The sequence below is a fragment of the Pseudomonas fluorescens genome (genome assembly GCF_002837185.1).
In the GTDB taxonomy this organism is placed as follows: domain Bacteria; phylum Pseudomonadota; class Gammaproteobacteria; order Pseudomonadales; family Pseudomonadaceae; genus Aquipseudomonas; species Aquipseudomonas fluorescens_AM.
On sequence record NZ_KZ477995.1, the window covers coordinates 1 to 23,580 of the forward strand.

Sequence of the window (23,580 nt, forward strand, 5' to 3'; positions counted from 1 at the left end):
AAAGTGTCACCTATGTGAGTGCACTTTTTTGTAACCCATGTGGTTGACCCGTACATGCCCCACCACTCGGCACCTCGCTTAGGCTCGGTGTGCCCGCAATCCGCCATGGATTTGGGGGGCCGCCGCCACGCGCCATCCATGGCGCGGGGCGGCTAAACCGGCATCCCTGCCGGTTTACCCCCCAAATCCATGGCGGATTACGGCCAGCGTGGTTTGACGGGGCGCCTAAGATCAAAAGCAGATCAAGATCAAGATCAAGATCAAGATCAAGAGCGGCTCGCTTCGCATTGTGGTTACCGTAGGGGGCTGCGAACTGCAGTTGTGTAGGTAAATGCGCAGCGATGACGCCTTAAAATGCAAAAAGCCCCGCCATTCTCATGGCGGGGCTTTTGTTTTTTCAGCGTGTCACTCAGTACTGCGGGTCGCCCACATGCAGGATCTTCATGCCATTGGTGCCACCGGTGGTGTGGTAGCTGTCGCCCTTGGTCAGGATGACCCAGTCGCCTTTCTCTACGACGCCGCGTTTGACCAGCTCGTCGATGGCTTTCTGGCTGACTTCGTTCGGTGCCAGCGATGCTGGATCGAAAGGAATGGTGTACACGCCGCGGAACATCGCCGCGCGGGCCTGGGCTTCGCGGTGTGGGGTGAACGCGTAGATCGGCACCGAGGAACGGATGCGCGACATGATCAACGGCGTATAGCCACTTTCGGTCAAGGCGATGATTGCCTTGACGCCCGGGAAGTGGTTGGCGGTGTACATGGCCGCCAGGGCGATGCTCTGGTCGCAGCTTTCGAAAACCTTGCCGATGCGGTGGCTGGAGGTCTTGCTGGTGGGGTGCTTTTCAGCGCCGACGCAGATGCGCGCCATGGCCTGCACGGCCTCCAGTGGGTACGGGCCGGCGGCGCTTTCAGCCGAGAGCATCACGGCGTCGGTGTAGTCGAGCACGGCGTTGGCCACGTCGGACACTTCGGCGCGGGTCGGCATCGGGTTCTGGATCATCGACTCCATCATCTGGGTCGCAACGATCACCGCTTTGTTGTGGCGGCGTGCGTGCAGGATGATTTTCTTCTGGATACCGATCAGCTCGGCGTCGCCGATTTCCACGCCCAGGTCGCCACGGGCGACCATCACGGCGTCCGACGCCTTGATCAGGCCATCGAGGGTTTCGTCATCGGCCACGGCTTCGGCGCGTTCGATCTTCGCCACCAGCCAGGCGGTACCACCGGCTTCGTCGCGTAGTTTACGGGCGTATTCCATGTCGGCGGCGTCGCGCGGGAAGGACACGGCGAGGTAGTCCACTTCCATCTCGGCGGCGAGCTTGATGTCGGCCTTGTCTTTTTCAGTCAGGGCCGGTGCGGTCAAGCCACCGCCGCGACGGTTGATGCCTTTGTGGTCGGACAGCGGGCCGCCGATGATCACGGTGCAATGCAGTTCGGTCGGGGTCGCGGTGTCGACGCGCATGACCACGCGGCCGTCATCGAGCAGCAGTTCGTCGCCGACGCCGCAGTCCTTGACCAGGTCCGGGTAGTCGATGCCGACGATGTCCTGGGTGCCTTCCGTCAGCGGATGGCTGGTGGAGAAGGTGAATTTGTCACCAATCTTCAGCTCGATCCGCTTGTTGGCGAATTTGGCGATACGGATCTTCGGGCCTTGCAGGTCACCCAGCAGCGCCACGAAGCGGCCGTGTTTGGCGGCCAGGTCACGCACCAGCTTGGCGCGAGCCTTGTGCTCGTCCGGGGTGCCGTGGGAGAAGTTCAGACGGGCAACGTCCAAACCAGCCAGAATCAGCTGTTCGAGGACTTCCGGCGAGTTGCTGGCCGGGCCAAGGGTGGCGACGATTTTGGTACGACGGACGGACATGCACAGACTCCTGAGTTCAAGCGCTGGGGAAGGCTACTATGCTCTTTCGTTGTAGTCATTGTTCGTTTGCACTACTTATTGACGATCGGCTTGTTTTTGCTGCGGTTGAAAAGACGAACGCCCTTGAAGATTTTCGACGCGGGGTCGATACACTGCACAAGACAGGAGAACCCCATGCGAATTTTGCTCGTTGCTGCCCTGGCCGTCAGTGTTGTCGGCTGCACCCGCTGGTCAATGGATCACCATTTGAACAACGCTTACCGCGCCTATGGGGTGGGTGATTGTGCGCGGGTCACGCTGGAGTTGTCCCAGGTCGACCGCGAGAGCCGCACCCGCCGTTATGTGCAACCCGAGGTGTCGATGCTGCGCGGGCAGTGCCTGGAACGGCAGAAGCTGTTCGTCGATGCCGCGCAAACCTATCAATTCATCATCAGCCAATACCCGTCCAGCGAGTACGCTTACCGCGCCCGTGCCCGGCTCGATACCCTGCGCCAGTTGGGGCATTACTCCGGCGCAAGTGTGGCGCAACCACAGCCGTCGTCGCTGTAGTGATATTTGGCGTTTGATAACTGGCCTGGTGCCAGTCTTGGGCTATTCTTTGAATGTCTGTTTGTACAACTTTCTATTCAAAAGAATGCAACGTCCGGATTCGGCAGCGGTCTGGTGACAACGGCTCGTTTCGAATCACTGGCTTTATGGGATGGCGACCTCACCATGTTTATCGAACGACGGATCGAACGGCATCAGTTGCCTTATTTCTTGCAGGTGTTCAATCGGCTTACGGACAAGCCAATCGGTTTTCTGGGCGACGTTTCCGAAGCCGGGCTGATGCTGATCAGCCAGTTACCGATGATGATCGGCGCCGACTTCGAGCTGCGCTTGAAGATTCCCGGGCCGCACGGCGAGTTACAGACCGTCGATCTTACCGCGACCTGTCTGTGGAGCCGTGAAGACGTCAACCCGCAGCATTACGACTCAGGGTTCCGCGTGCTCAATGCATGCGAAGAATACGCACAGCTGATCAGCGCCTTGTTGCATTACTTCAGCTTCGATCCGCTACAGGCATCCGTCTGAACAGCAGGTGCTGTCGGCTATGGCGGCTGTGTCCACCGTGGCCGTGCGCTTGCGTTCAGAACACGCCGGCTTTTTTCCAGCGCAGGTAACGCGTCACCAGCGCGGCGCCCAACGCTGACGGCAGGCTATCCAACACTGGCAGCCCATGGGCACCCAGGCGGTCATGCAGCTGGTTGCGCGTGTTGAGGTAGTCAATTGCGCCGCTGTAGGCCAATGCTTCGGGCAGGGTTTGGACCGGGGCCTGGCGCAGTTGATCGAGTACGTCCTCTCGCAAGCTCGCGATCAGCACCCGATGGTGCCGGCCGATGCGCTTGATCGCACTCACCAGTGCTTCATCGTCTTCATCGCGCAGGTTGGTGACCACGATTACCAATGCGCGGCGTTTTTGCCGAGCCAGCAATTGGCTGGCGGCGGCCTCGTAGTCAGCTGTCCTGCGTGTGCTTTGCAAGTCGTAGACCGCATTGAGCAAAACGTTCAACTGACCGCTGCCCTTGGCCGGCGCCAGGTAACGCGGCTGATCGCTGGCAAAGGTACACAACCCTACGGCATCGCCTTGGCGCAGGGCGACGTAACTCAGTAACAGGCAGGCATCCAGCGCGTGGTCGAAGTGGGACAACTCGTCGTCCTGGCTGCGCATGCGCCGGCCGCAATCGAGCATGAACACAATCTGCTGATCACGCTCATCCTCATATTCGCGGGCAATCGGCGTGCGTTGTCGTGCCGTGGCTTTCCAGTCAATCTGACGCAGGCTGTCACCGTCGCGGAACTCGCGTAATTGATGAAACTCCAGGCCCGGTCCACGTCGCTGATGCTGGCGTACACCCAGTTGGCTCAGCCAGTTATCCACCCCCTGCAAGTGCGCACCGGATAACCGCGCGAAGTCCGGGTACACGCGAGTGGCGTCCGGGACTTCTAGCCAGCGCCGCGCCGACCACAACCCCAAGGGGCTGGGCAAATGGATTTCGCAGCGGCTGAAGCTGAAATGCCCACGTCGCACGGGGCGCACGCGATAGCCCAACTCACCACGCTCGCCTGGGCGCAGCGAAATGGATTGCGGCAGGTTATCCACAACCAGCCCGTCGGGCACGTGATCGAACACCTGCACGGTCAGCGGCTGTGGATAGTCGTGTTCCAGTGACAGGCGCACTTCTCCCCAGCGCCCCAATGCGAGGCTACCGGGCAGCGTCCTGTGCACGCGTGCCGAAGGGCGGCGGCGTAACCGTATGGCATCGAGCATCGCCAGCAACAGCAGGGCCAATAGCAGCCCCCAGGCGATTGCGTGCAAGGTATCAGGCACCTTGAACTGCAAAGCCATCGACGCGCCCAGCAGGATACTGAGGGCCAACAGGACACCCAGCCAGGTCAGGAACAGACGGGTCGGTTTCATGCCGGCGCTACTGCCTGGGGGCCGCAATCTGGTCGAGCAACTGCTTGATCACCTGGTCCACCTCCAGGCCATCGATGTCCAGTTCGGGCGCGAGGCGTACGCGGTGACGCAGCACTGCCAGGGCGCATCCCTTGACGTCATCCGGGGTCACGAAGTCGCCGCCGCGCAACAGCGCACGGGCACGGGCGCCGCGAATCAGGGCGATAGAGGCCCGTGGGCCGGCGCCGATAGTCAAGCCTGGCCAACTGCGCGTGGCCCGCGCCAGGCGTACGGCATAGTCGAGCACCTGTTCATCCAGAGGCATGCCGCTGGCGATCTGCTGCATCTGTACCACGTCTACGGCCTGCAGCACGGTACGCAAAGGTTGCACATCGAGCATGTCGGCCCTGGACGAGCGGGTCACTTCGCGCACCATGTCCACTTCCTGTTGGGCGTCGGGATAGTCCATGCGCACCTTGAGCATGAAGCGGTCCAGCTCAGCTTCGGGCAGCGGGTAGGTGCCTTCCTGCTCGATCGGGTTCTGGGTGGCAAGCACCATGAACGGCGCGCCGATGGGTAAGGCCTCGCCCTCCAGGGTGACCTGGCGCTCCTGCATGGCTTCGAGCAGTGCGGCCTGGGTCTTGGCCGGGGCGCGGTTGATCTCGTCGGCCAGCAGCAAGTGGGTGAACAACGGCCCCTTGCGCAGCTTGAACTGTTCGGTCTGCAGGTCGTATACCGCGTGGCCGGTGACATCGCTGGGCATCAGGTCCGGCGTGAACTGGATGCGTGCGAAATCGCCGCCGAAGCAACGGGCCAACGCACGCACCAGCAACGTTTTGCCTAGGCCGGGTACACCTTCTAGCAGCACATGCCCACCTGCAATCAACGCAGTGAGCACGTCATCGATCACCGCGTCCTGGCCAATGACTGCCTTGCGTAATTCAATGCGCAGGGCCTGGGCCTGTTGGCTGGCGTTTTGGATAGTATTTTCTGCGGTCAGGGTTGTGGCCGTTGGAGAGTCGCTCATAGGGCATTCCTGAGTTTTTGCAGGCACGCCACCTGGCGGCTGAAATCGGCGCTGGAGAGCCGTTTCAGCGCAGGTGCGCCGAGTGCCTGGCGGATGATAGGGGAGGGTTGTCGCGTCAGGTGTTCCAGCACCTGGCATTGGTCTGCCGTGTCGAGGTGTTCAAAGCCGGGGTGACGGCGCCGTGCGGTGCGCAGCAGGTCCTGCTGCAAGGCTTGCAGCAAGGCGCCCTGGCCGCTGCGGCGTAGCAGGAAGTCGGCGCTGGCGCGCAAATGCTCCTGTAGCTGTCGACGCGCCTTGGGCGCCGGCGCCAGGATCGGGCCCTGGCGCATGCCGGCGTGCCAGAGTGCCAGGGCAATCAGTGCGACCAGCGCGACGAGGGCCTGGGGGAAGTAACGGACCAGCAGGGTAAGCAGGTTGTCCGCATCGCTATTGAACAGCAGGGTGACGTCGGTGCCCTGGTTCAGGTACCACAGCAACCAGGCGTTGTCGTGTTTGCCGATATCTGGAGTTTTCCACAGGTCGCTGTCGGTGAGCACCGTGACGCGGCCTGACCCGAGGTCAAGTTGCATCAGATGGCTGGACTGGACGCTGTTGGCTGAAAACTGCGCCAGGTGCCTGGGGTCCGTCAGGTTGAAGGCGGTGTCGAAACTGAAATACGCCGGCGCGGTTTCATTGTCGACATACAGTTTGGTGAGGTCCGGCGCGATTTTTTTGCGCGGTGGCGCCGGCTCGTCGAAGTCATCGCTGAAGGTCTGGCGAAGATTGAGACGATCGAGCAGCAGGTCGCCGCTTTTGCCGGTCTCTTCATCCCATATCGCCTCGGCCACCAGCAGCAGGTGCCCCCCGGCTTTTGCCCACGCCAGCAGTTGTTCGACCTGGCGTGGGCTCATGTTGCCACGCTCCCCCAGCAACAGCAGGCTATGGCCCGGGGCGGGCAAGTCCGCAAGCCGCTCAAGCCCGTTGGCATGCGCCACCGTCAAGCCTTGCTGCCCCAGGAAATGCTCGGCCGCCAAATAGGGATTGGCCAGTGCCTCCGGCGACGGGCCGCGGTCCACCACCTCCTCATAAGGAATTGCCTTGTGCCAGGCATACAGGCCGCCCGCTCCCAACAGGCAAGCCAGCAGCGCGGCTATCCACAGTAATGGCCGGTTCATTGGCTGGTCCTGCTACTGAAGAGTGCGCGCCAATCGCTGCACAGCTTTTGCCGGGCGGTATCGGGAGGCAGTCGATGGCCGTAGGCGAGGTTTTGCCAGTGATCAGTCAATTCGCGACTGAATGCCAGCAACTGCGGTTGCTGCAAATGATCAATGCGCTCCAGCACCTGGCCCTCGGTGTCGGCACCTTTGAGTGGCAGGTTGAATTCGTGCAGCAGTCGGCTGAGCAGGCCGCGATACAGCAAGCCAAGGGCTTCGCGCGGTTGGGTGGGCCACAGCTGTTCGGCGGCGCTGGCGATATCATCGGGCAACGTCTGGATCCCCACTTCCAGGCCGAACAACTGGGCAGGCGCAGGTTTTGCGGTTTTGGGTTGAGGTCGCCGCCTGCGGCTGACAAACGTGCGCAGCCATTCACGGTAGCGCCACATCACCAGGGCCAGCCCGCCAATCACCACGCTCCATAGCAGTATCTCCAAGCCTTGGGCCAAGTGCTTGAAGGCATCGCTGTTGAAGTTGTCGAGCAATTGCTGGAGCCAGCCAGGTAATTTACCGTCGCCGTGGGTTTTGCGGGCCGTGGCGGGTTTTTCCTCGCCAAAACGATAACGGGTGACGGTTTCCTGATTCTTGAACGGCGGGCTTTCCAGTGATGCTTTGATCGACTGCTTGGCCGCCTGGGTACTGAGTGGCTTCGGATCAGCGGTTTGATCGGCCAGCGCCGATGGGCTCAGTTGCACCAGTGTGAGACCGACGACCAGCAGCAACAGCGGTACGACGCTGCTCAGGCGTTGGCGCAACCGGCGAAATACCAGTTCCAGGTCCCAGGCCTCCAGGGCGGTGCGACGGTTGAGATACAGGCTGAAACCGCAGGCGACGTAGATGGGTTCCCAGAACACCAGCACCAGCGCATAGAAAGCGTTGCTCAGGTGTTCCAGCCATAGCCCCTGCGGGCCTGTCGCCAGTACCAGCCGCTGCCAGTCCCACTCCAGTTCGACCTGTTCCGGGATGAATAGGTAGAACAGCGCCATGCACCCGAACCACAGGCCGATCTCCAAATGCACCCCGATGATCGTCAACCAGCGCGGGGCACCTGCATTGCGCTGTTGCAGTACGCCCAGGCGCTGTTGACGCACTGGCCCATCCAGGCCTTCGAGCTGGCTCACCGGCAGCATGAAGCTGCGGCTCAGGCTCAGCCGGCGCCAGGTCAGGCTGGCAAACAGTTGCCCCTTGAGCAGGCGTGGCCACTGGCGAACGGCCTGTTTCAGGCTCGGCGTTTCACCGAACAAGGCCTTGGAAAGAACGTATAAGGGTAAGCGTTCGAAGGCGGGCTTCAGCCACCAGAACAGGAATAGGGCGTAAGACGGGTACTGCCACAGCAATGCGGTGAGCAGAATAAACACAGGCAGGCTGACCAGGGCCCAACTGCTCATCAGCACTGCACGATGTTCCCGGGCCATCAGTACGCCGAGGTCCATGGCTTCCCAGGAGGTACGCGGGCGGATCACCACGCTGGCGTCAGTCAGGCGCATGGCGAGTCCGGCCAGCGAAGATCAGGTAGGCGGCCACCAGCAACCACAGTGCGCTGCCCACCAGGTATTTGATCCAGGGCGCAATGCTCGTGGTGGATGACCAGTAGGCTTCGATGAACGCTGCGATCAGCAGGAACACCATGACCCCGCAGAGCATCTGCACGCTTTTACGGGCCGTCAGGCGCAGGGATTCGCTACGTGCCAGGGGCCCTGGCGCGATCAGTGACCAGCCCAGTTGCAGGCCTGCCGCACCGGCCAGTGCGATGGCGCTGAGTTCGAAGGCACCATGGCCGATCACGAATGACCAGAAGGTCTGGCCGTAGCCGATTTCACTCAGGTGTCCGGAGACGGCCCCGATGATCAAGCCGTTGAATATCAGGAAGAACACGCTGCCCAGGCCGAACAGCAAGCCGGCGGCAAAGGTCTGGAAGGCGATGCCGATGTTGTGCATCACGTAGTAGCCAAACATCATCCAGTCTTCGCTGGCGGCGCGTTCGGCCGCGCGGCCCAGGCGACTGGCGGCGGGGTCGTACATGCTTTGCATCTCGGCCACCTGTTGCGGGCTGACGATGCTGTAGATCAGGTCGGGGAACAGGTAGACCAACAGGGCTATGCCCAGCAGGCTGCCAAAGAACAGCAGGCTGGCGATCAGTACGAAGCGCCATTGTTCACGCACCAGGCGCGGGAAGTCGGCGAGGATGAAAGCCAGCACGTTCGCTGTCGTTTGGCTGCGATGGCGATACAGTTGTTGGTGCCCGCGCAGCGCCAGTTGTTGCAGGCGGTCCACCAGGTAGCTGCTGTAGCCGCGTTCCTGGGCCAGGGCCAGGTGTTGGCACAGGCGTCGATATTGATGAGGGAAGTCGGCCACCTCGGTGGCTTTGCCTCGCTCCAGCTGGTTCAGCTGTTCGGCGAACGTCTGCCATTGCTGCTGGTGCCGACTTTCAAAAAGGCTCTGCTTCATGTAGGCCCCAACAAACCATGGGCCACACCGTTGAGTTGCTCCACGGCGCGGGCTGGAGACACCTGCAAGGGCGCCGCGAGGATTGCAGCCAGTTCATGCACCCGCTCGACAGACAGGTCCGCCTGGCGTTCGGCGAAACCGAGGATGGCCCGCTGTTCGCTCAGTTCCAGCGCGAAGGGCAGGCGCAGGGGGGCTGCTTGAGGTATGGGCGGGCGGGCCAGCGACTGTTCGCGATAAACCACCAGCGTACCCGCTGCCAGATCGCCGAGCCGCTTGAAGTGCGGGTGTTGCAGGCAACTGATGGCGCCGAAGAAGTAGCCGAAGGGCAACATGTCGACAAAACGCAGGAGGTTGCGGATCAGTGACGCCGACCAGCCGATGGCGGTGCCGTCGTCCTGTACCACCCGCAGGCCCATGACCTGCTTGCCAGGCGAACAGCCCTGGTTGAGCACTTCGAACAGCACCATGTACCACCAGCTGATCAGGAACAGCAGCAGCGCGCCCAGGCCAAGCCCGAGGTTGCCAAGCAGCGCCAGGGGCACAAGCAGGATGCCCATGATCACGCCACGCGCGAGCAGATCGAAGGCGTAGGCCAATGCCCTTGGCGCGAGGCCGGCAGGGCGCAAGGGCAGGTCGATACCCTCGGGGGTCTCGATCTGGTAGCAGGTATCCAGAGGAGCTGTTGGCATTGCGATCCTTGGCAGCGCGAAGCAACTGAGAGACACGGATGCTAGCAGTGTCGAGGCGGGAAGCAACCCTTCAAGATTTTACTGGATATTTGTCCAGTAAAGGTATCGCTGGCCCCTGACACCTTGCAGCGCCTAGACTTTGCCGGTCTTCAGCACAGGAACAGCCCGTGACCTCCATTTTCTGGTACGACTATGAAACCACCGGGATCAACCCGCGCAGCGATCGCCCGCTGCAGGTAGCCGGCATTCGTACCGACCTCGAGCTCAACGAGGTCGGCCCGCCGATCAATCTGTATTGCCAGCCCAGCGACGATATCCTGCCCCATCCGGCAGCGTGTGCGATCACCGGTATAACGCCGCAGGTCCTGGCGCAGAAAGGCCTTGCCGAGGCGGATTTCATGACGCGGGTGCATGCCGAACTCGCGGCCCCCGGTACCTGCGGTGCGGGTTATAACACCCTGCGCTTTGACGATGAAATGACGCGCTACAGCCTGTACCGCAACTTTTTCGACCCTTATGCGCGCGAGTGGCAGGGCGGTAACAGCCGCTGGGACTTGATCGATGTGATGCGTACCGCGTATGCCCTGCGCCCGGACGGGATTGTGTGGCCCGAGCAGGACGGGCGCGTGACGCTCAAGCTTGAACGCCTGACGCAAGCCAACGGCATCGACCATGGCCAGGCCCACGATGCGTTGTCTGACGTGCGCGCGACCATCGCCCTGGCGCGATTGGTGCGGGAAAAACAACCCAAGCTGTATGAGTGGCTGTTCCAGTTGCGTAGCAAGCAACGGGTGATGGACCAGGTGCGCTTGCTGCAGCCGCTGGTGCACATTTCTGGACGCTTCAGCGCCGAGCGGCATTATCTGGGGGTGGTCTTGCCGTTGGCTTGGCATCCGTGCAATCGCAATGCACTGATTGTGTGTGACCTGGGGCTCGATCCGCAGGCCCTGCTCGAACTGGATGCCGAGACGTTGCGCGAGCGCCTCTATACGCGGCGCGACGAGCTGGCGGAGGGTGAACTGCCGGTGCCGCTCAAGTTGCTGCACATCAACCGCTGCCCGGTCGTCGCGCCCTTGAAAGTGCTGCGCGCGCAAGATCACGAGCGGCTGCAATTGGATAGGGAGGTTTACCAGGCGCGGGCGCTGCGACTAACTGACGCACAGGAAGTTTGGCGTGACAAGTTGGCGAGCGTTTACGCCGAGGAGGAATATGCGCCGAATGCCGATCCGGAGCAGCAGCTCTATGAGGGTTTTATCGGCGACCGTGATCGGCGCTTATGTGAACAAGTTCGCCTGGCAGAGCCGGTACAACTGGGACGCCAGCAATGGCCGTTCGATGATCATCGATTGCCTGAATTATTATTCCGCTATCGCGCGCGTAACTTTCCTGAAACCTTGAACAATGAGGAGCAAGAGCGCTGGAGACTTTTCTGTCAGCAACGGTTGTCAGACCCGGTATGGGGCGCACCCAATACCCTGGCGGCATTTAAGCTGGCCCATAAGGAGTTGAAAAACAGTGCGACAGCGTTTCAGTGCCAGGTACTGGGTGAATGGCAAGACTATGCCGACTCTTTAGCGGCCCGCCTGAATCTGTAGCCGAGCAACTGCAAACATCCAGACAATAAAAAACGCCAGCAAGCTGGCGTTTTTAATGTGTCGCGTATCGGATGGGGTTCCGACCAGGCTTAGCCCAGCAGGGTAGCCCAACCTTCTACCACGTCACCGCCCCACTTGGCTTTCCACTCTTTCAGCGTCTTGTGATTGCCACCTTTGGTTTCAATCACTTCACCGTTGTGCGGGTTTTTGTACTGCTTGACCTTGCGAGCACGTTTGGTGCCGGTAGTTTTCACAGCGCCGCGCGGTGCTTTAACTTTGGATTCCGGATCCAGCAGCGCGATGATGTCACGCAGGGATTTGGAGTATTCGCCCATCAGGGTGCGCAGTTTGCCTTCAAATTCCAGCTCGGTTTTCAGCTTGTCGTCTTGCGACAGGTTCTTCAAACGGGCTTGCAGCTCTTTGATAGCTTCTTCGGTGGCGCGGTATTCGTTGATCAGAGACATGTGGACTACCTTATGTAGAACGCTGATTGACAGGGTGAGTGGCCTAATAATAGTCAGGCAATTTCATCAAGTAAACATTTAAGCAGCTATTCGGGTGAATTAGAGTGAAGTTTTTCGCAGCGCTGTGCAGTCGAGTTAATTAGTGGGGGGCGCGGCTAAAAACAATCAGCTTAATTCTGCTAAGTGCCGAGCGTGCGTGTGTAAGGCCATATAACGGTGGTAAAACCTTACGCTATTAAGGGGTGTTGCCAGCGCCGGGGATCAGAATAAGGCACAAGGAGTACTGCAGTTTTTCTGCGCAATCGCTAGAATGGCGGCCTTTGCGAAGTTCTGGAGTTTCCCCCTAATGCGCACTTTTCGGCTGGTGATTGCTTGCCCGGACCGGGTTGGCATCGTTGCCAAGGTCAGTAACTTTCTGGCTTCTCATAACGGTTGGATCACCGAGGCGAGTCATCACTCGGATGATCTCAGCGGTTGGTTTTTCATGCGTCACGAAATTCGTGCCGATACCTTGCCTTTTGGTCTGGAAGCTTTTCGTGAGGCGTTTGCGCCGATTGCCGAAGAGTTTTCGATGACCTGGCACATCACCGACACAGAACAGAAGAAACGCGTCGTGCTGATGGCCAGCCGTGAATCCCACTGCCTGGCGGACCTGCTGCACCGCTGGCACAGCGATGAACTCGATTGCGAGATCGCCTGTGTAATCTCCAACCATGACGACCTGCGCAGCATGGTCGAGTGGCATGGCATCCCCTATTACCATGTGCCGGTCAACCCGCAGGACAAGGAGCCCGCATTCGCCGAGGTATCGCGCCTGGTCAAGCAGCACGATGCCGACGTGGTGGTGCTGGCGCGCTACATGCAGATCCTGCCGCCGGAACTGTGCCGCGAATACGCCGGCAAGGTGATCAACATTCACCACAGCTTCCTGCCGTCGTTCGTGGGGGCCAAGCCTTATCACCAGGCGTCCCTGCGCGGTGTGAAGCTGATCGGCGCGACCTGTCACTACGTCACCGAAGAGCTGGACGCCGGTCCGATCATCGAGCAGGACGTGGTGCGCGTCAGTCATAGCGACAGCATCGAAGACATGGTGCGTTTCGGCCGCGACGTCGAGAAGATGGTCTTGGCCCGTGGCTTGCGTTATCACTTGGAAGATCGCGTATTGGTGCACGGCAACAAGACCGTGGTGTTCTGACCGACGCGTTTTGATTGAACAAGCAGGGGCCCGGGAGTAAAACTCTCCGGGCCCTTTTCATTTTCAGGAGGCGGCCATGACCGACCCACTCGACAAGGCGACTTCCAGGCCACCCGCTACCGTGGGCGAGGGCTGTCTGAGTCGCTACGACCCGGACGCGCTGGATGCGCAGGATGGTACTGACTTTCCCGGTGCTGCCCAGTTGTGGGAACAGTTGCAGGATGAGAAGCCGCCCGCTGCTCCCGAAAAAGACGCTTGAGCAGCGGCTTGCCCACCATCAACAGAAACACTGGCGCACCGGCCAGCAGATAGAAGTAGTAGGTCACTGCCCGCCAGATCAGGATGGCCGCCGCCGCCGTGGCGTTGCCCACCATCGGCGCGAGCAATGCCGCCGACGTCAACTCCGCCGCCCCGGCCCCGCCTGGCAGCAGGCTGAATTGCCCGGCGGTCAATGACAGCATCTGGATCAGGAAGCTCCAGGCCCACTGCACCTGCCCACCCAGGCCACGCAGCGCCAGGTACAACACGCTGTAGCGTAATAACCAATGCAGGCTGGTCAGCGCGAACACCCCGAGCAGAGTGCTCCAGGGCAATTTCAGCGTTTGGGTGAATGCCGCAAGAAAGCGCAGCAACCGGCGGGCCCAGCGCCGGCGGGTGCCGAAGCGCACCTTCATGGCCTTGAGTGCCCGTCCGGCCAGGCGAATCAGGCGGCGATGAAAGCGCACCACCAACACGCAGCCGACGATTCCACCGACCATCGACACGGCACTGAGCCCCAGCAGCCCTTCCAGGCGTGGGCTGAGGGTATGGAACAGCGCATACAGCACGATGCCCGCCAGTGCGCAGAAAAAGAACAGCAAGTCACTCAACTGGTCCATGGCAAACACCGCGCTGCCATGGGCGGGCCGTATGCCGTTGCGTGCCAGCAGTCCCATCAGCGTCAGTGGTCCGCCGCTGCCGCCTGGGGTCGCGCACGTGGCGAATTCGGTCGATATCACCACGCCCAGGCTTTTGCGCCATCCCAACCGACTGCGCTGCTGGCCAAGCAACAAGCGCAGGCGCAGGCTGTTGATCAACCAGCAGCCGATGATCATGGCAAACATCCCCAGTAACTGGGACAGGGGGAACTGGCGCAGGCGCGCAACGGTTTCGCCGCCACCCAGCCACACCGGGATCACCAGTGCGACCATCAGCGCCAACACCAGCCAGATCAGCCGGCGCATGGCAGCGTCGACAGCCACGCGGATTTGGTCTGTGGCGTGCGTCCATCGTCAAGCAGGCGCTCCAGGGTTTGCAGCCAGTAATCACGGGAAAATGCGTGACGCATATCGACGGGGTGCAACCCTAATCGGATCACCGGTGCGCACTGCCAGCGCTGTTCGCGTCGATCGCTCAAGACCCTGGACATGCCTCGGCGCCACGCACTGCGCGCGCTCCACACCAGGCCCGGGGCGTGGATGGGCGTGAAGTCAGGCAGGCGATACAGGTGCTGCGGGTCGCTGGTGTAACTCAGCGGTAGTTGGCGCAACGCCAGCCGCGTGCCCTGGCTCATCAACCAGGCGGGAGCGACAAACCCTTGCAGGGGCCAGTCATTGCGCTGGAATACCTCGATGCCGTCGGTCAAGCGCCGCAAGGCCTCGGCCTCGGACAACTGGTAGAACTCGCCCTCATGCGTATAGATGCGCCGCATGAACCATTGCCGTGGCGTACGCGGCCGGGGTTGGTCGTCGCAGTGGTAATACCCGTGCAAGGTGAGTTCATCGCCTTTGGCTACACGGTTGTCGAGCAGGCGGCGGAAGTCTGCATGGGCGGCCAGGGCGTTGTGATGATGAAAGTCCGGAACGACCAGCCAGGTGATAGGGACATTGCCGAGGGCATCGACAGCCTCGACAAAGGGCCGGTAATCGGCCCACGTGCTCGGCGCCACGTCGTGCAGCACCAGCATGACCGATCGTTCAACCATGGGCGAGCATCGGTTTTTGTGTGCCGAGCACGGCGTGGTAATGCCCCAGCAGGCTGTCCACCACCGCATCCCACGCGTAATGCTGTTCGACATGGCGCCGGGCCTGTTCTCCCAGACGGCGGCTGTCGGCGCCAAACAGTTCGCATACCGCATCGGCCATCGCCTTGGGGTTGTTGGGCGCGCAGAGCAGGCCGCAGCGCTCGTCGACAATCTCAGTGAAGGCCCCCGCCGCCACGGCGACCACCGGAATGCCGCAGGCCATGGCTTCCAGAATGACCAGGCCGAAGGTTTCCTGGTCACCGCCATGCAGCAACGCATCGGCACTGGCCATCAGGCGGGCAACATGATCGGCCGGGCGGAAGCCATCGACTACGGTGACATTGTCCGGCACATTGGCCGGCATGCCGGAACCCACCAGCAATAAGTGATAACCCTCGCCCAGGCGCTTCATGCAGTTGAGTAGAACCGGCAGGTTTTTTTCCTTGGAGCCACGCCCGGCGAAAATCAGCAGCCGGGTGTCTTCATCGATCCCCAGTTCGGCGCGCAGGCCGGGGTCGCGTACCTGTGGCGTGAAGGTTTGCAGGTCGACGCCCAAGGGTTGCACGAAGACGTTTTTTACCCCAAGTCCAATGAGTTTGTCGGCCATTACCTGGCTGGGAGCCAGTACCCGGTCAAAATTCCCATAGAGTTTGCTGACATAAGCTTCGACGTTGGGGGTGAACCAGGCGCCCATGCGGTTACGCACCAGCAGGGGGAGGTCGGAGTGGTAAAAACCGATGACGGGCACATCCAACTGGCGCCGGGCGTCCAGGGCGGCCCAGGCGGTCAGGTAGGGATCGCCGACTTCGATCAGGTCAGGCTGCAAATCGTGCAGGACATTTCGCCATGGCGCCAGGCGCAGGGGGAAGCGGTAGCCTTTGCCGAAGGGCAGCGGCGGCGCCGGCACCTGAAAAATACCATCGCGCTCGCTCAAGTGGGCGCCCGGCACCAACAGGCTGTGGCGAATGCCGGGCTTGAGCGCCAGGCGCCGGTGCTTGGCGTCCAGATAAGTGCGTACGCCACCGCTGGCCGGGGCGTAGAACATGGTTATGTCAGCGATATGCACGATGAACATCCCTCCGATCCATTGCTCTCCTTAACGTGGACCTGAGGTAAGGATAGATGTTCGATCGGGATTGGGGTCGTGCTGCGTGTTCGAGCTTGAAATGATGGGGGAGGGGGCTTGCCCTGATACCAGTCAGTTAAGCGAACACCGCCCTCTGTAGGAGCGAGCAAGCTCGCGAAAAACGTCAACGATAACGCGTGCTTCCTGAATGAACGCAGTGCCTGTGAGTTTTTCGCGAGCAAGCTCGCTCCTACAAAAAGCCTTAGCTGACTGGTATCAGGGCTTGTTCCCGATGGCGGTGTGTCATCTCCCTCATCGGGGCATAGGTATCTACACACCTCCGTAGCACCTGACCGTAACCACGATGCGAAGTGAGCCGCTGTAAAAGCGGAACCGTTAGCAGCCGTTACCGCAGAAACGGATATGTACTCGGTCTGATCCAATATCCTGGCCGGCCCAGAGGCCGCCATCGGGGGCAAGCCCCCTCCCACATTTTTACCGAGTACCGCCAAGCTCCTCTGTGTATCAGATGCGGAAGCTGCCCACCAATTGCTTCAGGCGGGCGGCTTGCCGTTCAAGGTCGGTGCAGGCGCGCAGCGTCGATTGCAGGTTTTCCACACCTTCCTGGTTGAGGGTGTTGATTTCAGTAATGTCCATATTGATCGACTCCACGACGGAGGTCTGCTCCTCGGTGGCGGTGGCCACGGACTGGTTCATCCCGTCGATCTCGCCAATACGCTGGGTCACGCTGTTCAAGCGCTCGCCGGCCAGGTTGGCGATTTCCACGCTGTCCTGGCTGTGGCGCTGACTTTCACTCATGGTGCTCACCGAGTCGCGGGCGCCGACTTGCAGTTCCTCGATCATCTTCTGCACTTGTTGCGCCGATTCCTGGGTGCGATGCGCCAGGTTGCGCACTTCATCGGCCACCACCGCGAAGCCGCGACCGGCTTCACCGGCACGCGCGGCCTCGATGGCGGCGTTGAGTGCGAGCAAGTTGGTTTGCTGGGAAATACTGGTGATCACTTCAAGGATCTGGCCGATGTTCACCGTCTTGCTGTTCAGTGCTTCGATATTGCTGCTGGAGGCGCTGATCATGCTCGACAGCTGGGTCATGGCCTTGATATTGCGGTCTACCACCTGCTGGCCGTCTTCGGCCAAATGCCGCGCATCACTGGCCTGACTGGAGGCCTGCGCCGCGTTACGCGCGATTTCCTGGGCGGCAGCGCCCAGTTGATTGATCGCAGCAGCGACGCTGTTGGTGCGGTTGGCCTGTTCGTCTGAGTTGACCATCGACGAGTTGGACGCGCTGACCACCCGCAATGCCACTTCATTGACCTGCTCGGTGGCCGACGACACTTCGCGGATCGAGGTGTGAATGCGTTCGACGAAACGGTTGAACGCGGTGCCCAGGGTGCCGAACTCGTCGTGGTTCTGGATGGTCAGGCGCCGGGTCAGGTCGCCTTCTCCGTCGGCAATATCCTGCATGGCGCGGGTCATCACGTGCAGCGGTTGCAGCAACACGCGGATCAGCATGCCCAGCAACGCGATGATGATCACCACGGCGATGAGGGTGGCGATGACCGCCGACGTGCGGAACTCGGTGAGCATGGCGAACGATTTGGCTTTATCCACCGAAATGCCCAGGTACCAGTTTACCGATGGCAGGCCCTTGATCGGGGTAAACGTGACGATATTGGTCTTGCCATTGGCCTGCACTTCGCTGAAATCAGCGCTGATCTTCGGCGTGTCCTTGGGGTACACGTCAGCCAGGGTCTTCATGACCAGGGCCTTGTCCGGGTGAACTAGCACTTTGCCATCAGCGCTGACCAGAAACGCGTAACCCATGCCGCCCAAGTCCAGCGCGCCAACGTTGTCCACCAGGGTTTGCAGGCTCAGATCGCCGCCCACCACGCCGATGCTCTGGCCGGCCTTGGTACTCGGTGTGGCGATAGAAATAATCAGCTGCCCCGTGGCCGCGTCGATATAAGGCTCGGTCAGGGTCGCGCCGTTGCTGGCCTGTGCGCCCTTGTACCAAGGGCGCACACGCGGGTCGAAACCGTCGGGCATCTTGGTGTCAGGGCGGATGGTGAACGTGCCCTGGCTGTCGCCGACGTAGGTTGCCATGAACGATGATGTCAGGGCTTTCTGTTCCAGCAGGCTGGCAACCACGGACGGTTCGGGGTTGAGGGCAATATTCTGCGCGGCGTTTTCGACCAGCGCGATACGCCCGGTGAGCCAGGTCTGAATACTGCCGGCGGTGACGTCGCCCATTTCATGCAGGTAGCTATTGAGATCGTCACGAATCGCATTGCGCTGAAGGTAGTCGTTATAGAGGGTAAACAACGCAAAGGCGGCGATGACGATAAGGGAGGCTGCAAGCAAAATTTTATGGCTGAAGCGCAGGTTTTTATTCATGGCTTGTAGGGTCCGCTAAGGTCTTGATATCCAGGGCGCGCCCTGTACAAGAGGCGCAAAATGGCAGCGTTAAAAAAGGTGTGATATTTCTGGTGATAGCTCCGTTGGTCCATGTCGGAATTATCTGGCCGTTTTTTAGTCTTTGTCGGGCTTACATACGTCTATATCGACCTCGCGGCATTAAAGATTAACCATAGGTGACGAAATGCCTGACTCCACACAACTGCTTATCGGCGCCGGCCCAGATGGCCAGCCCATCGCCCAGCCCATGCGCCTGGCCAACCGTCACGGGCTGATCGCCGGTGCCACGGGGACTGGCAAGACCGTCACCTTGCAGCGCCTGGCGGAAGCCTTCAGTGATGCGGGCGTGGCGGTATTCGCCGCCGACATCAAGGGCGACCTTTGCGGCCTGGGCGCGGCGGCCAATCCCCAGGGCAAAGTCGCCGAACGCATCGCCGGGATGCCCTTCCTTAATTACGCGCCGAAGGCTTATCCGGTCACGCTGTGGGATATCCACGGGCAGTCCGGTCATCCGTTGCGCACCACCATCAGTGAAATGGGCCCGTTGTTGCTCGGCAGCCTGCTGGAACTCACCGACAGCCAGCAGTCGGCGCTGTACGCGACATTCAAGGTGGCCGACCGGGAAGGCCTGTTGCTGCTGGACCTGAAAGACCTCAAGGCATTGCTCAACCACTTGCGTTATCACCCTGAACTGTTGGGCGACGATGCGGCGCTGATGACCACCGGTTCCAGCCAGGCGTTGTTGCGGCGTCTCGCGGTGCTGGAGCAGCAGGGCGCCGAAGCCCTGTTCGGCGAGCCGGCCCTGCAGCTCGAGGATATTTTGCAGCCCGCCGGCGACGGGCGCGGCCGTATCCATCTGCTGGACGCCAGCCGCCTGGTGCATGACGCGCCGAAGGTCTATGCGACCTTCCTGTTGTGGCTGCTGGCGGAACTGTTCGAGCAGTTGCCCGAGCGCGGTGATGCGGAAAAACCGCTGTTGGCGCTGTTTTTCGATGAGGCGCACCTGTTGTTCGCCGACACGCCCAAGGCGTTGCAGGACCGTTTGGAGCAGGTGGTGCGGTTGATTCGCTCCAAAGGCGTGGGCGTGTACTTCGTCACGCAATCGCCGGGCGACTTGCCAGACACAGTGCTGGCGCAACTGGGCTTGCGTATTCAGCACGGCCTGCGGGCATTCACCACCAAAGAGCAAAAATCCCTGCGGGCGGTGGCGGACGGTTTCCGGCCCAACCCGGCCTTCGATGCCCTGGCGGTGCTGACCGAGTTGGGCACCGGGGAGGCGCTGGTGGGCACCTTGCAGGAAAAGGGCACGCCGGAAATGGTCCAGCGGGTGCTGGTTGCGCCGCCACAGTCGCGGATCGGGCCGCTGACCGAGGCTGAACGTGCGGCGTTGATCGCCAGTTCGCCGCTGCAGGGTCGTTATGACAAGCCGATTGACCGCGAATCAGCCTACGAGGTGCTGATGGCGCGTAAGGACTTGGGGCCGAGCGAGGAGGCCAAACCTGCGGCTCAAGCGCCCAGCTTCACCGACAAGGCCGGCGCGTTCCTGGGAACCGCGGCAGGCAAGGCGCTGAAATCGGCCATGCAGCAGGCCGCCAATCAGATGGGGCGGCAGTTGGTGCGCGGCTTGCTGGGCTCGTTGCTGGGCGGCAGCAAGCGCAAGTGAGGCTCAGGGTTTGGGCCTGGCATGGGCGGCCAGCCGTTGCAGGGCCGCGCGCAGCCCCGGATCGTTGATCCCTTCGGCCGTGGCCTGGAGGGTTTCGGCTGCATTGTCCGACAGGTCCATTGTATGTCCCGCCGTGCTGCGCAGCACGGTGGGCGGCTGGACCTTGAACTGGATACGCACCAGGCCGGCAAACTCATCGAACACCATCAATTGGCGCAGCAGGCGTTTTTGCTGATAACGCAAACGGGTCGCCCAGTGGCCGTCAGTGACAATTAGCAGCAGATTACCTTCACGCCAGGACGCCACATGACAGTGTTCGCGCGCGGCCGGCTGCAGCTGGCTTTCGAGCAGGCGTTGCAAATGCCCCAGGCGCTGCGCGTGGCCAAAGATGGCTCTCAACGGTTTGGCTTCGCGAAGCAACACGCCGGGAGCGCGGGCTGGAAGAGGGCGAAATGCCATGTTTAGACACCTTAGGTAACAGAGCGAGCATCTTAACAGAAAGCGCCTGTGGGCCCCGAACCCATGCATCGGCAGGGCTTTTCCCGTGAAATCAATAAGTAACTTCAGCGCTTGATGGGTTGAAAGTCCAGCAAAAGTCCTTATTTTAAACAAGCCCTCTCACAGCGCCGTGCCCGCATCCGGGAACAACGCCACTTTCCTCACCCACGATTCCGGGTAGAATGCGCGTTCGCATGCGGCCGTGAGGGCTGCTCGGGCCACTCACGGTGCGCCCTCCATCCCTATGTGTGGAAGAACCTGCCGATATGTTTGCGCCTTTGTTAAAGAAACTTTTTGGAAGCAAGAATGAGCGCGAAGTCAAACGCATGCTCAAGACGGTGCAGCTGGTCAATGCCTTCGAAGAGCAGATGGTTGCCCTGTCGGACGAGCAATTGCGCGCCAAGACCCAAGAGTTCAAGGCCCGCATAGCCAAAGGTGAAACCCTCGACAAGCTGCTTCCCGAAGCCTTTGCGGTTGCCCGTGAAGCCGGTAAGCGCGTCATGGGCATGCGCCACTTCGACGTCCAGTTGATCGGCGGCATGACCTTGCATGAAGGCATGATTGCCGAAATGCGTACCGGTGAAGGCAAGACCCTGGTGGCAACTCTGGGTGTTTACCTCAACGCATTGTCCGGCAAGGGCGTGCACGTTGTGACGGTGAACGACTACCTGGCTCGCCGCGACGCCAACTGGATGCGCCCGCTGTATGAATTCCTCGGCCTGACCGTCGGCGTGGTAACGCCGTTCCAGCCGCCGGAAGAGAAGCGCGCCGCCTACGCCGCCGACATCACCTACGGCACCAACAACGAATTCGGTTTCGACTACCTGCGCGACAACATGGCGTTCAGCATGGAAGAAAAATTCCAGCGCGAACTCAATTTTGCCGTGATCGACGAAGTCGACTCCATCCTGATCGACGAAGCCCGTACCCCGCTGATCATCTCCGGCCAGGCCGAAGACAGCTCGCGCCTGTACACCGAGATCAACAAGTTGATCCCGCGTCTGGAGCAGCACATCGAGGAAGTCGAAGGCGTGGTGACCAAAGAAGGTCACTTCACCATTGACGAGAAGACCCGTCAGGTCGAACTCAACGAAGCCGGTCACCAGTTCGTCGAAGACATGCTGACCCAGATCGGCCTGCTGGCCGAAGGCGAGAGCCTGTATTCGGCGCATAACCTGGGCCTGCTGACCCACGTGTATGCCGGCCTGCGCGCCCACAAGCTGTTCCATCGCAACGTCGAATACATCGTCCAGGACGGTCAGGTGGTACTGGTCGACGAACACACCGGCCGGACCATGCCCGGTCGTCGCTTGTCCGAAGGCCTGCACCAGGCCATCGAAGCCAAGGAAGTGCTCAACATCCAGGCCGAAAGCCAGACGTTGGCGTCCACCACCTTCCAGAACTACTTCCGTCTGTACAACAAATTGTCCGGCATGACCGGTACGGCCGACACCGAAGCGTTCGAATTCCACCAGATCTATGGTCTGTCGGTGGTGGTCATCCCGCCGAACAAGCCACTGGCGCGTAAAGACTATAACGACCTGGTGTTCCTGACCGCCGAAGAGAAATACGCGGCGATCATCAACGACATCAAGGACGGCATGGCCAAGGGCCGCCCGATCCTGGTGGGTACCGCGACCATCGAGACGTCCGAGCACGTGTCCAACCTGCTCAACAAGGAAGGCATCGAGCACAAGGTCCTCAACGCCAAATTCCACGAGAAGGAAGCCGAGATCATCGCCCAGGCCGGTCGCCCCGGCGCGCTGACCATCGCCACCAACATGGCCGGTCGTGGTACCGACATCCTGTTGGGCGGTAACTGGGAAGTGGAAGTGGCCTCCCTCGACAACCCGACCCCCGAGCAGATCGCCCAGATCAAGGCCGACTGGCAGAAACGCCACCAGGCCGTGCTGGAATCCGGCGGTTTGCAGGTGATTGCGTCCGAGCGTCACGAATCGCGCCGTATCGACAACCAGTTGCGTGGTCGTGCCGGTCGCCAGGGTGATGCCGGTTCCAGCCGTTTCTACCTGTCCCTGGAAGACAGCCTGATGCGTATCTTCGCCTCGGATCGGGTGAAGAACTTCATGAAGGCCCTGGGCATGCAGTCCGGGGAAGCGATCGAACACCGCATGGTGACCAACGCGATCGAGAAGGCCCAGCGCAAGGTTGAAGGCCGCAACTTCGACATTCGCAAGCAACTGCTTGAGTTCGATGACGTCAACAACGAACAACGTAAAGTGATCTATCACATGCGTAACACGTTGCTGGCCGCCGACAACATTGGCGAAACCATCGCTGACTTCCGCCAGGACGTGCTCAACGCTACCGTCAGCGCGCATATCCCGCCGCAGTCGCTGCCTGAGCAGTGGGATGTGGCCGGTCTGGAAGCTGCGTTGAAGAGCGACTTCGGGGTCGACCTGCCGGTTCAGCAGTGGCTGGACGAAGACGATCACCTGTACGAAGAGACGCTGCGCGAGAAGCTGATGACCGAGCTGCTGGCCGCGTACAACGAGAAAGAAGAGCAGGCGAGTGCCGAAGCACTGCGCACCTTCGAGAAGCAAATCGTTCTGCGCGTGCTGGACGACCTGTGGAAAGACCACCTGTCGACCATGGATCACTTGCGCCACGGTATCCATTTGCGTGGCTATGCCCAGAAGAACCCGAAGCAGGAGTACAAGCGCGAGTCGTTCACGTTGTTCTCCGAGCTGCTGGATTCGATCAAGCGCGATTCGATTCGCGTGCTGTCCCATGTTCAGGTGCGTCGCGAAGACCCGATCGAGGAAGAAGCACGTCTGCGTCAGGAAGCCGAGGCACTGGCGGCCCGCATGCAGTTCCAGCATGACGAAGCGCCAGGCCTGGATGCGCCTGAGGTGTTGGGCGAAGAGGTCGATGTGGCCCTGGCTCAAACCCCGGTACGCAATGATCAGAAGCTGGGCCGCAACGAGTTGTGCTACTGCGGTTCGGGTAAGAAATTCAAACACTGCCACGGCCAGATCGAATAAG

19 protein-coding genes and 1 pseudogene are annotated in these 23,580 nt (G+C 60.8%); 6 read left to right on the forward strand and 14 right to left on the reverse strand.

The features are described from left to right. Positions 1 to 409: 409 nt before the first annotated feature. Complete coding sequence (gene pyk, locus CIB54_RS12365) at positions 410 to 1,861, reverse strand: pyruvate kinase (RefSeq protein WP_065887576.1); 1,452 nt, start codon at positions 1,859 to 1,861, stop codon at positions 410 to 412. Positions 1,862 to 2,035: 174 nt separating this feature from the next. Here pyk and CIB54_RS12370 point away from each other — a divergent pair, with 174 nt between their 5' ends. Together CIB54_RS12370 and CIB54_RS12375 are read left to right on the forward strand one after the other, a co-directional pair. After that, positions 2,036 to 2,410, forward strand: coding sequence for a tetratricopeptide repeat protein (locus CIB54_RS12370; protein ID WP_065949307.1), 375 nt, complete (start codon positions 2,036 to 2,038; stop codon positions 2,408 to 2,410). Positions 2,411 to 2,575: 165 nt separating this feature from the next. Continuing rightward, complete coding sequence (locus tag CIB54_RS12375) at positions 2,576 to 2,935, forward strand: PilZ domain-containing protein (protein ID WP_065949308.1); 360 nt, start codon at positions 2,576 to 2,578, stop codon at positions 2,933 to 2,935. A gap of 55 nt (positions 2,936 to 2,990) precedes the next feature. Here the strand turns inward: CIB54_RS12375 and CIB54_RS12380 are convergent, their stop codons facing one another. From CIB54_RS12380 to CIB54_RS12405, 6 genes are read right to left on the reverse strand one after another with little or no spacing between them, the layout of a single operon-like run. Then, positions 2,991 to 4,322 (reverse strand): DUF58 domain-containing protein, encoded by a 1,332-nt coding sequence (locus CIB54_RS12380; protein WP_101219925.1) that lies wholly within the window; start codon positions 4,320 to 4,322, stop codon positions 2,991 to 2,993. Between the two features lie 7 nt (positions 4,323 to 4,329). Then, positions 4,330 to 5,328 (reverse strand): AAA family ATPase, encoded by a 999-nt coding sequence (locus CIB54_RS12385; protein ID WP_101219926.1) that lies wholly within the window; start codon positions 5,326 to 5,328, stop codon positions 4,330 to 4,332. Continuing rightward, positions 5,325 to 6,482: a DUF4350 domain-containing protein gene (locus CIB54_RS12390; RefSeq protein WP_101219927.1), complete on the reverse strand. Its 1,158-nt coding sequence runs from the start codon at positions 6,480 to 6,482 to the stop codon at positions 5,325 to 5,327. Before CIB54_RS12390 ends, CIB54_RS12385 begins: the two co-directional genes overlap by 4 nt. Further along, positions 6,479 to 8,008 carry a DUF4129 domain-containing protein gene (locus CIB54_RS12395; RefSeq protein WP_101219928.1) on the reverse strand — a complete coding sequence of 510 codons (1,530 nt, stop codon included), beginning with the start codon at positions 8,006 to 8,008 and terminating at the stop codon, positions 6,479 to 6,481. The genes CIB54_RS12390 and CIB54_RS12395 overlap by 4 nt, the downstream gene beginning before the upstream one ends. Then, complete coding sequence (locus CIB54_RS12400; RefSeq protein ID WP_101219929.1) at positions 7,995 to 8,969, reverse strand: stage II sporulation protein M; 975 nt, start codon at positions 8,967 to 8,969, stop codon at positions 7,995 to 7,997. The genes CIB54_RS12395 and CIB54_RS12400 overlap by 14 nt, the downstream gene beginning before the upstream one ends. Beyond that, positions 8,966 to 9,658: an RDD family protein gene (locus CIB54_RS12405; RefSeq protein WP_101219930.1), complete on the reverse strand. Its 693-nt coding sequence runs from the start codon at positions 9,656 to 9,658 to the stop codon at positions 8,966 to 8,968. The genes CIB54_RS12400 and CIB54_RS12405 overlap by 4 nt, the downstream gene beginning before the upstream one ends. A 167-nt stretch (positions 9,659 to 9,825) precedes the next feature. On the opposite strand from CIB54_RS12405, the gene sbcB reads away from it, so the two are divergent. Next, positions 9,826 to 11,253, forward strand: coding sequence for an exodeoxyribonuclease I (gene sbcB, locus CIB54_RS12410; RefSeq protein ID WP_101219931.1), 1,428 nt, complete (start codon positions 9,826 to 9,828; stop codon positions 11,251 to 11,253). 89 nt (positions 11,254 to 11,342) lie between these two features. On the opposite strand, the gene mvaT is transcribed toward sbcB, so the two are convergent. Next, complete coding sequence (gene mvaT / locus CIB54_RS12415) at positions 11,343 to 11,717, reverse strand: histone-like nucleoid-structuring protein MvaT (RefSeq protein WP_003175830.1); 375 nt, start codon at positions 11,715 to 11,717, stop codon at positions 11,343 to 11,345. 346 nt (positions 11,718 to 12,063) lie between these two features. Here mvaT and purU point away from each other — a divergent pair, with 346 nt between their 5' ends. Further along, positions 12,064 to 12,912, forward strand: a complete 849-nt coding sequence (purU, locus tag CIB54_RS12420) for a formyltetrahydrofolate deformylase (RefSeq protein ID WP_019821236.1) — start codon at positions 12,064 to 12,066, stop codon at positions 12,910 to 12,912. Positions 12,913 to 13,028: 116 nt separating this feature from the next. On the opposite strand, the gene CIB54_RS12425 is transcribed toward purU, so the two are convergent. The 5 genes and pseudogenes from CIB54_RS12425 to CIB54_RS27960 all read right to left on the reverse strand — a co-directional run. After that, on the reverse strand, positions 13,029 to 14,135 hold the full coding sequence (locus CIB54_RS12425) for a glucosaminyl phosphatidylglycerol flippase (protein WP_101219990.1): 1,107 nt from the start codon (positions 14,133 to 14,135) through the stop codon (positions 13,029 to 13,031). Beyond that, positions 14,123 to 14,875: an N-acetylglucosaminyl phosphatidylglycerol deacetylase gene (locus CIB54_RS12430; protein WP_065949316.1), complete on the reverse strand. Its 753-nt coding sequence runs from the start codon at positions 14,873 to 14,875 to the stop codon at positions 14,123 to 14,125. Before CIB54_RS12430 ends, CIB54_RS12425 begins: the two co-directional genes overlap by 13 nt. Continuing rightward, positions 14,868 to 15,989, reverse strand: a complete 1,122-nt coding sequence (locus CIB54_RS12435; protein WP_101219932.1) for an N-acetylglucosaminyl phosphatidylglycerol synthase — start codon at positions 15,987 to 15,989, stop codon at positions 14,868 to 14,870. The genes CIB54_RS12430 and CIB54_RS12435 overlap by 8 nt, the downstream gene beginning before the upstream one ends. Positions 15,990 to 16,505: 516 nt before the next feature. Continuing rightward, positions 16,506 to 17,270: a methyl-accepting chemotaxis protein gene (locus tag CIB54_RS27955; protein WP_371914478.1), complete on the reverse strand. Its 765-nt coding sequence runs from the start codon at positions 17,268 to 17,270 to the stop codon at positions 16,506 to 16,508. Positions 17,271 to 17,363: 93 nt separating this feature from the next. Continuing rightward, positions 17,364 to 18,395: pseudogene (locus CIB54_RS27960) on the reverse strand (cache domain-containing protein); the annotation flags it as partial. A 205-nt stretch (positions 18,396 to 18,600) separates the two neighbouring features. Between CIB54_RS27960 and CIB54_RS12450 the strand changes: the two are divergent. Further along, the gene (locus CIB54_RS12450) at positions 18,601 to 20,079 is read left to right on the forward strand and encodes a helicase HerA-like domain-containing protein (RefSeq protein WP_065949319.1); all 1,479 of its coding nucleotides are present in this window, start codon (positions 18,601 to 18,603) and stop codon (positions 20,077 to 20,079) included. Between the two features lie 3 nt (positions 20,080 to 20,082). On the opposite strand, the gene CIB54_RS12455 is transcribed toward CIB54_RS12450, so the two are convergent. After that, a complete protein-coding gene (locus tag CIB54_RS12455; RefSeq protein ID WP_065949320.1) occupies positions 20,083 to 20,538 on the reverse strand; it encodes a DUF721 domain-containing protein in 456 nt (151 codons plus the stop codon). 305 nt (positions 20,539 to 20,843) lie between these two features. Here CIB54_RS12455 and secA point away from each other — a divergent pair, with 305 nt between their 5' ends. Next, complete coding sequence (gene secA / locus CIB54_RS12460; protein ID WP_065949321.1) at positions 20,844 to 23,579, forward strand: preprotein translocase subunit SecA; 2,736 nt, start codon at positions 20,844 to 20,846, stop codon at positions 23,577 to 23,579. The last annotated feature ends 1 nt before the right edge of the window (position 23,580 follow it).

What these genes read in the sequence shown, in the direction of transcription:
- CIB54_RS27955 (WP_371914478.1), bottom strand. Translation starts at nt 17,270, where the DNA reads ATGGTCAACTCAGACGAACAGGCCAACCGCACCAACAGCGTCGCTGCT.
- purU (WP_019821236.1), top strand. Translation starts at nt 12,064, where the DNA reads ATGCGCACTTTTCGGCTGGTGATTGCTTGCCCGGACCGGGTTGGCATC.
- CIB54_RS12435 (WP_101219932.1), bottom strand. Translation starts at nt 15,989, where the DNA reads ATGTTCATCGTGCATATCGCTGACATAACCATGTTCTACGCCCCGGCC.
- CIB54_RS12400 (WP_101219929.1), bottom strand. Translation starts at nt 8,969, where the DNA reads ATGAAGCAGAGCCTTTTTGAAAGTCGGCACCAGCAGCAATGGCAGACG.
- CIB54_RS12425 (WP_101219990.1), bottom strand. Translation starts at nt 14,135, where the DNA reads ATGCGCCGGCTGATCTGGCTGGTGTTGGCGCTGATGGTCGCACTGGTG.
- CIB54_RS12385 (WP_101219926.1), bottom strand. Translation starts at nt 5,328, where the DNA reads ATGAGCGACTCTCCAACGGCCACAACCCTGACCGCAGAAAATACTATC.
- CIB54_RS12380 (WP_101219925.1), bottom strand. Translation starts at nt 4,322, where the DNA reads ATGAAACCGACCCGTCTGTTCCTGACCTGGCTGGGTGTCCTGTTGGCC.
- mvaT (WP_003175830.1), bottom strand. Translation starts at nt 11,717, where the DNA reads ATGTCTCTGATCAACGAATACCGCGCCACCGAAGAAGCTATCAAAGAG.
- CIB54_RS12395 (WP_101219928.1), bottom strand. Translation starts at nt 8,008, where the DNA reads ATGCGCCTGACTGACGCCAGCGTGGTGATCCGCCCGCGTACCTCCTGG.
- CIB54_RS12450 (WP_065949319.1), top strand. Translation starts at nt 18,601, where the DNA reads ATGCCTGACTCCACACAACTGCTTATCGGCGCCGGCCCAGATGGCCAG.
- CIB54_RS12375 (WP_065949308.1), top strand. Translation starts at nt 2,576, where the DNA reads ATGTTTATCGAACGACGGATCGAACGGCATCAGTTGCCTTATTTCTTG.
- pyk (WP_065887576.1), bottom strand. Translation starts at nt 1,861, where the DNA reads ATGTCCGTCCGTCGTACCAAAATCGTCGCCACCCTTGGCCCGGCCAGC.
- secA (WP_065949321.1), top strand. Translation starts at nt 20,844, where the DNA reads ATGTTTGCGCCTTTGTTAAAGAAACTTTTTGGAAGCAAGAATGAGCGC.
- CIB54_RS12370 (WP_065949307.1), top strand. Translation starts at nt 2,036, where the DNA reads ATGCGAATTTTGCTCGTTGCTGCCCTGGCCGTCAGTGTTGTCGGCTGC.
- CIB54_RS12455 (WP_065949320.1), bottom strand. Translation starts at nt 20,538, where the DNA reads ATGGCATTTCGCCCTCTTCCAGCCCGCGCTCCCGGCGTGTTGCTTCGC.
- CIB54_RS12390 (WP_101219927.1), bottom strand. Translation starts at nt 6,482, where the DNA reads ATGAACCGGCCATTACTGTGGATAGCCGCGCTGCTGGCTTGCCTGTTG.
- CIB54_RS12430 (WP_065949316.1), bottom strand. Translation starts at nt 14,875, where the DNA reads ATGGTTGAACGATCGGTCATGCTGGTGCTGCACGACGTGGCGCCGAGC.
- CIB54_RS12405 (WP_101219930.1), bottom strand. Translation starts at nt 9,658, where the DNA reads ATGCCAACAGCTCCTCTGGATACCTGCTACCAGATCGAGACCCCCGAG.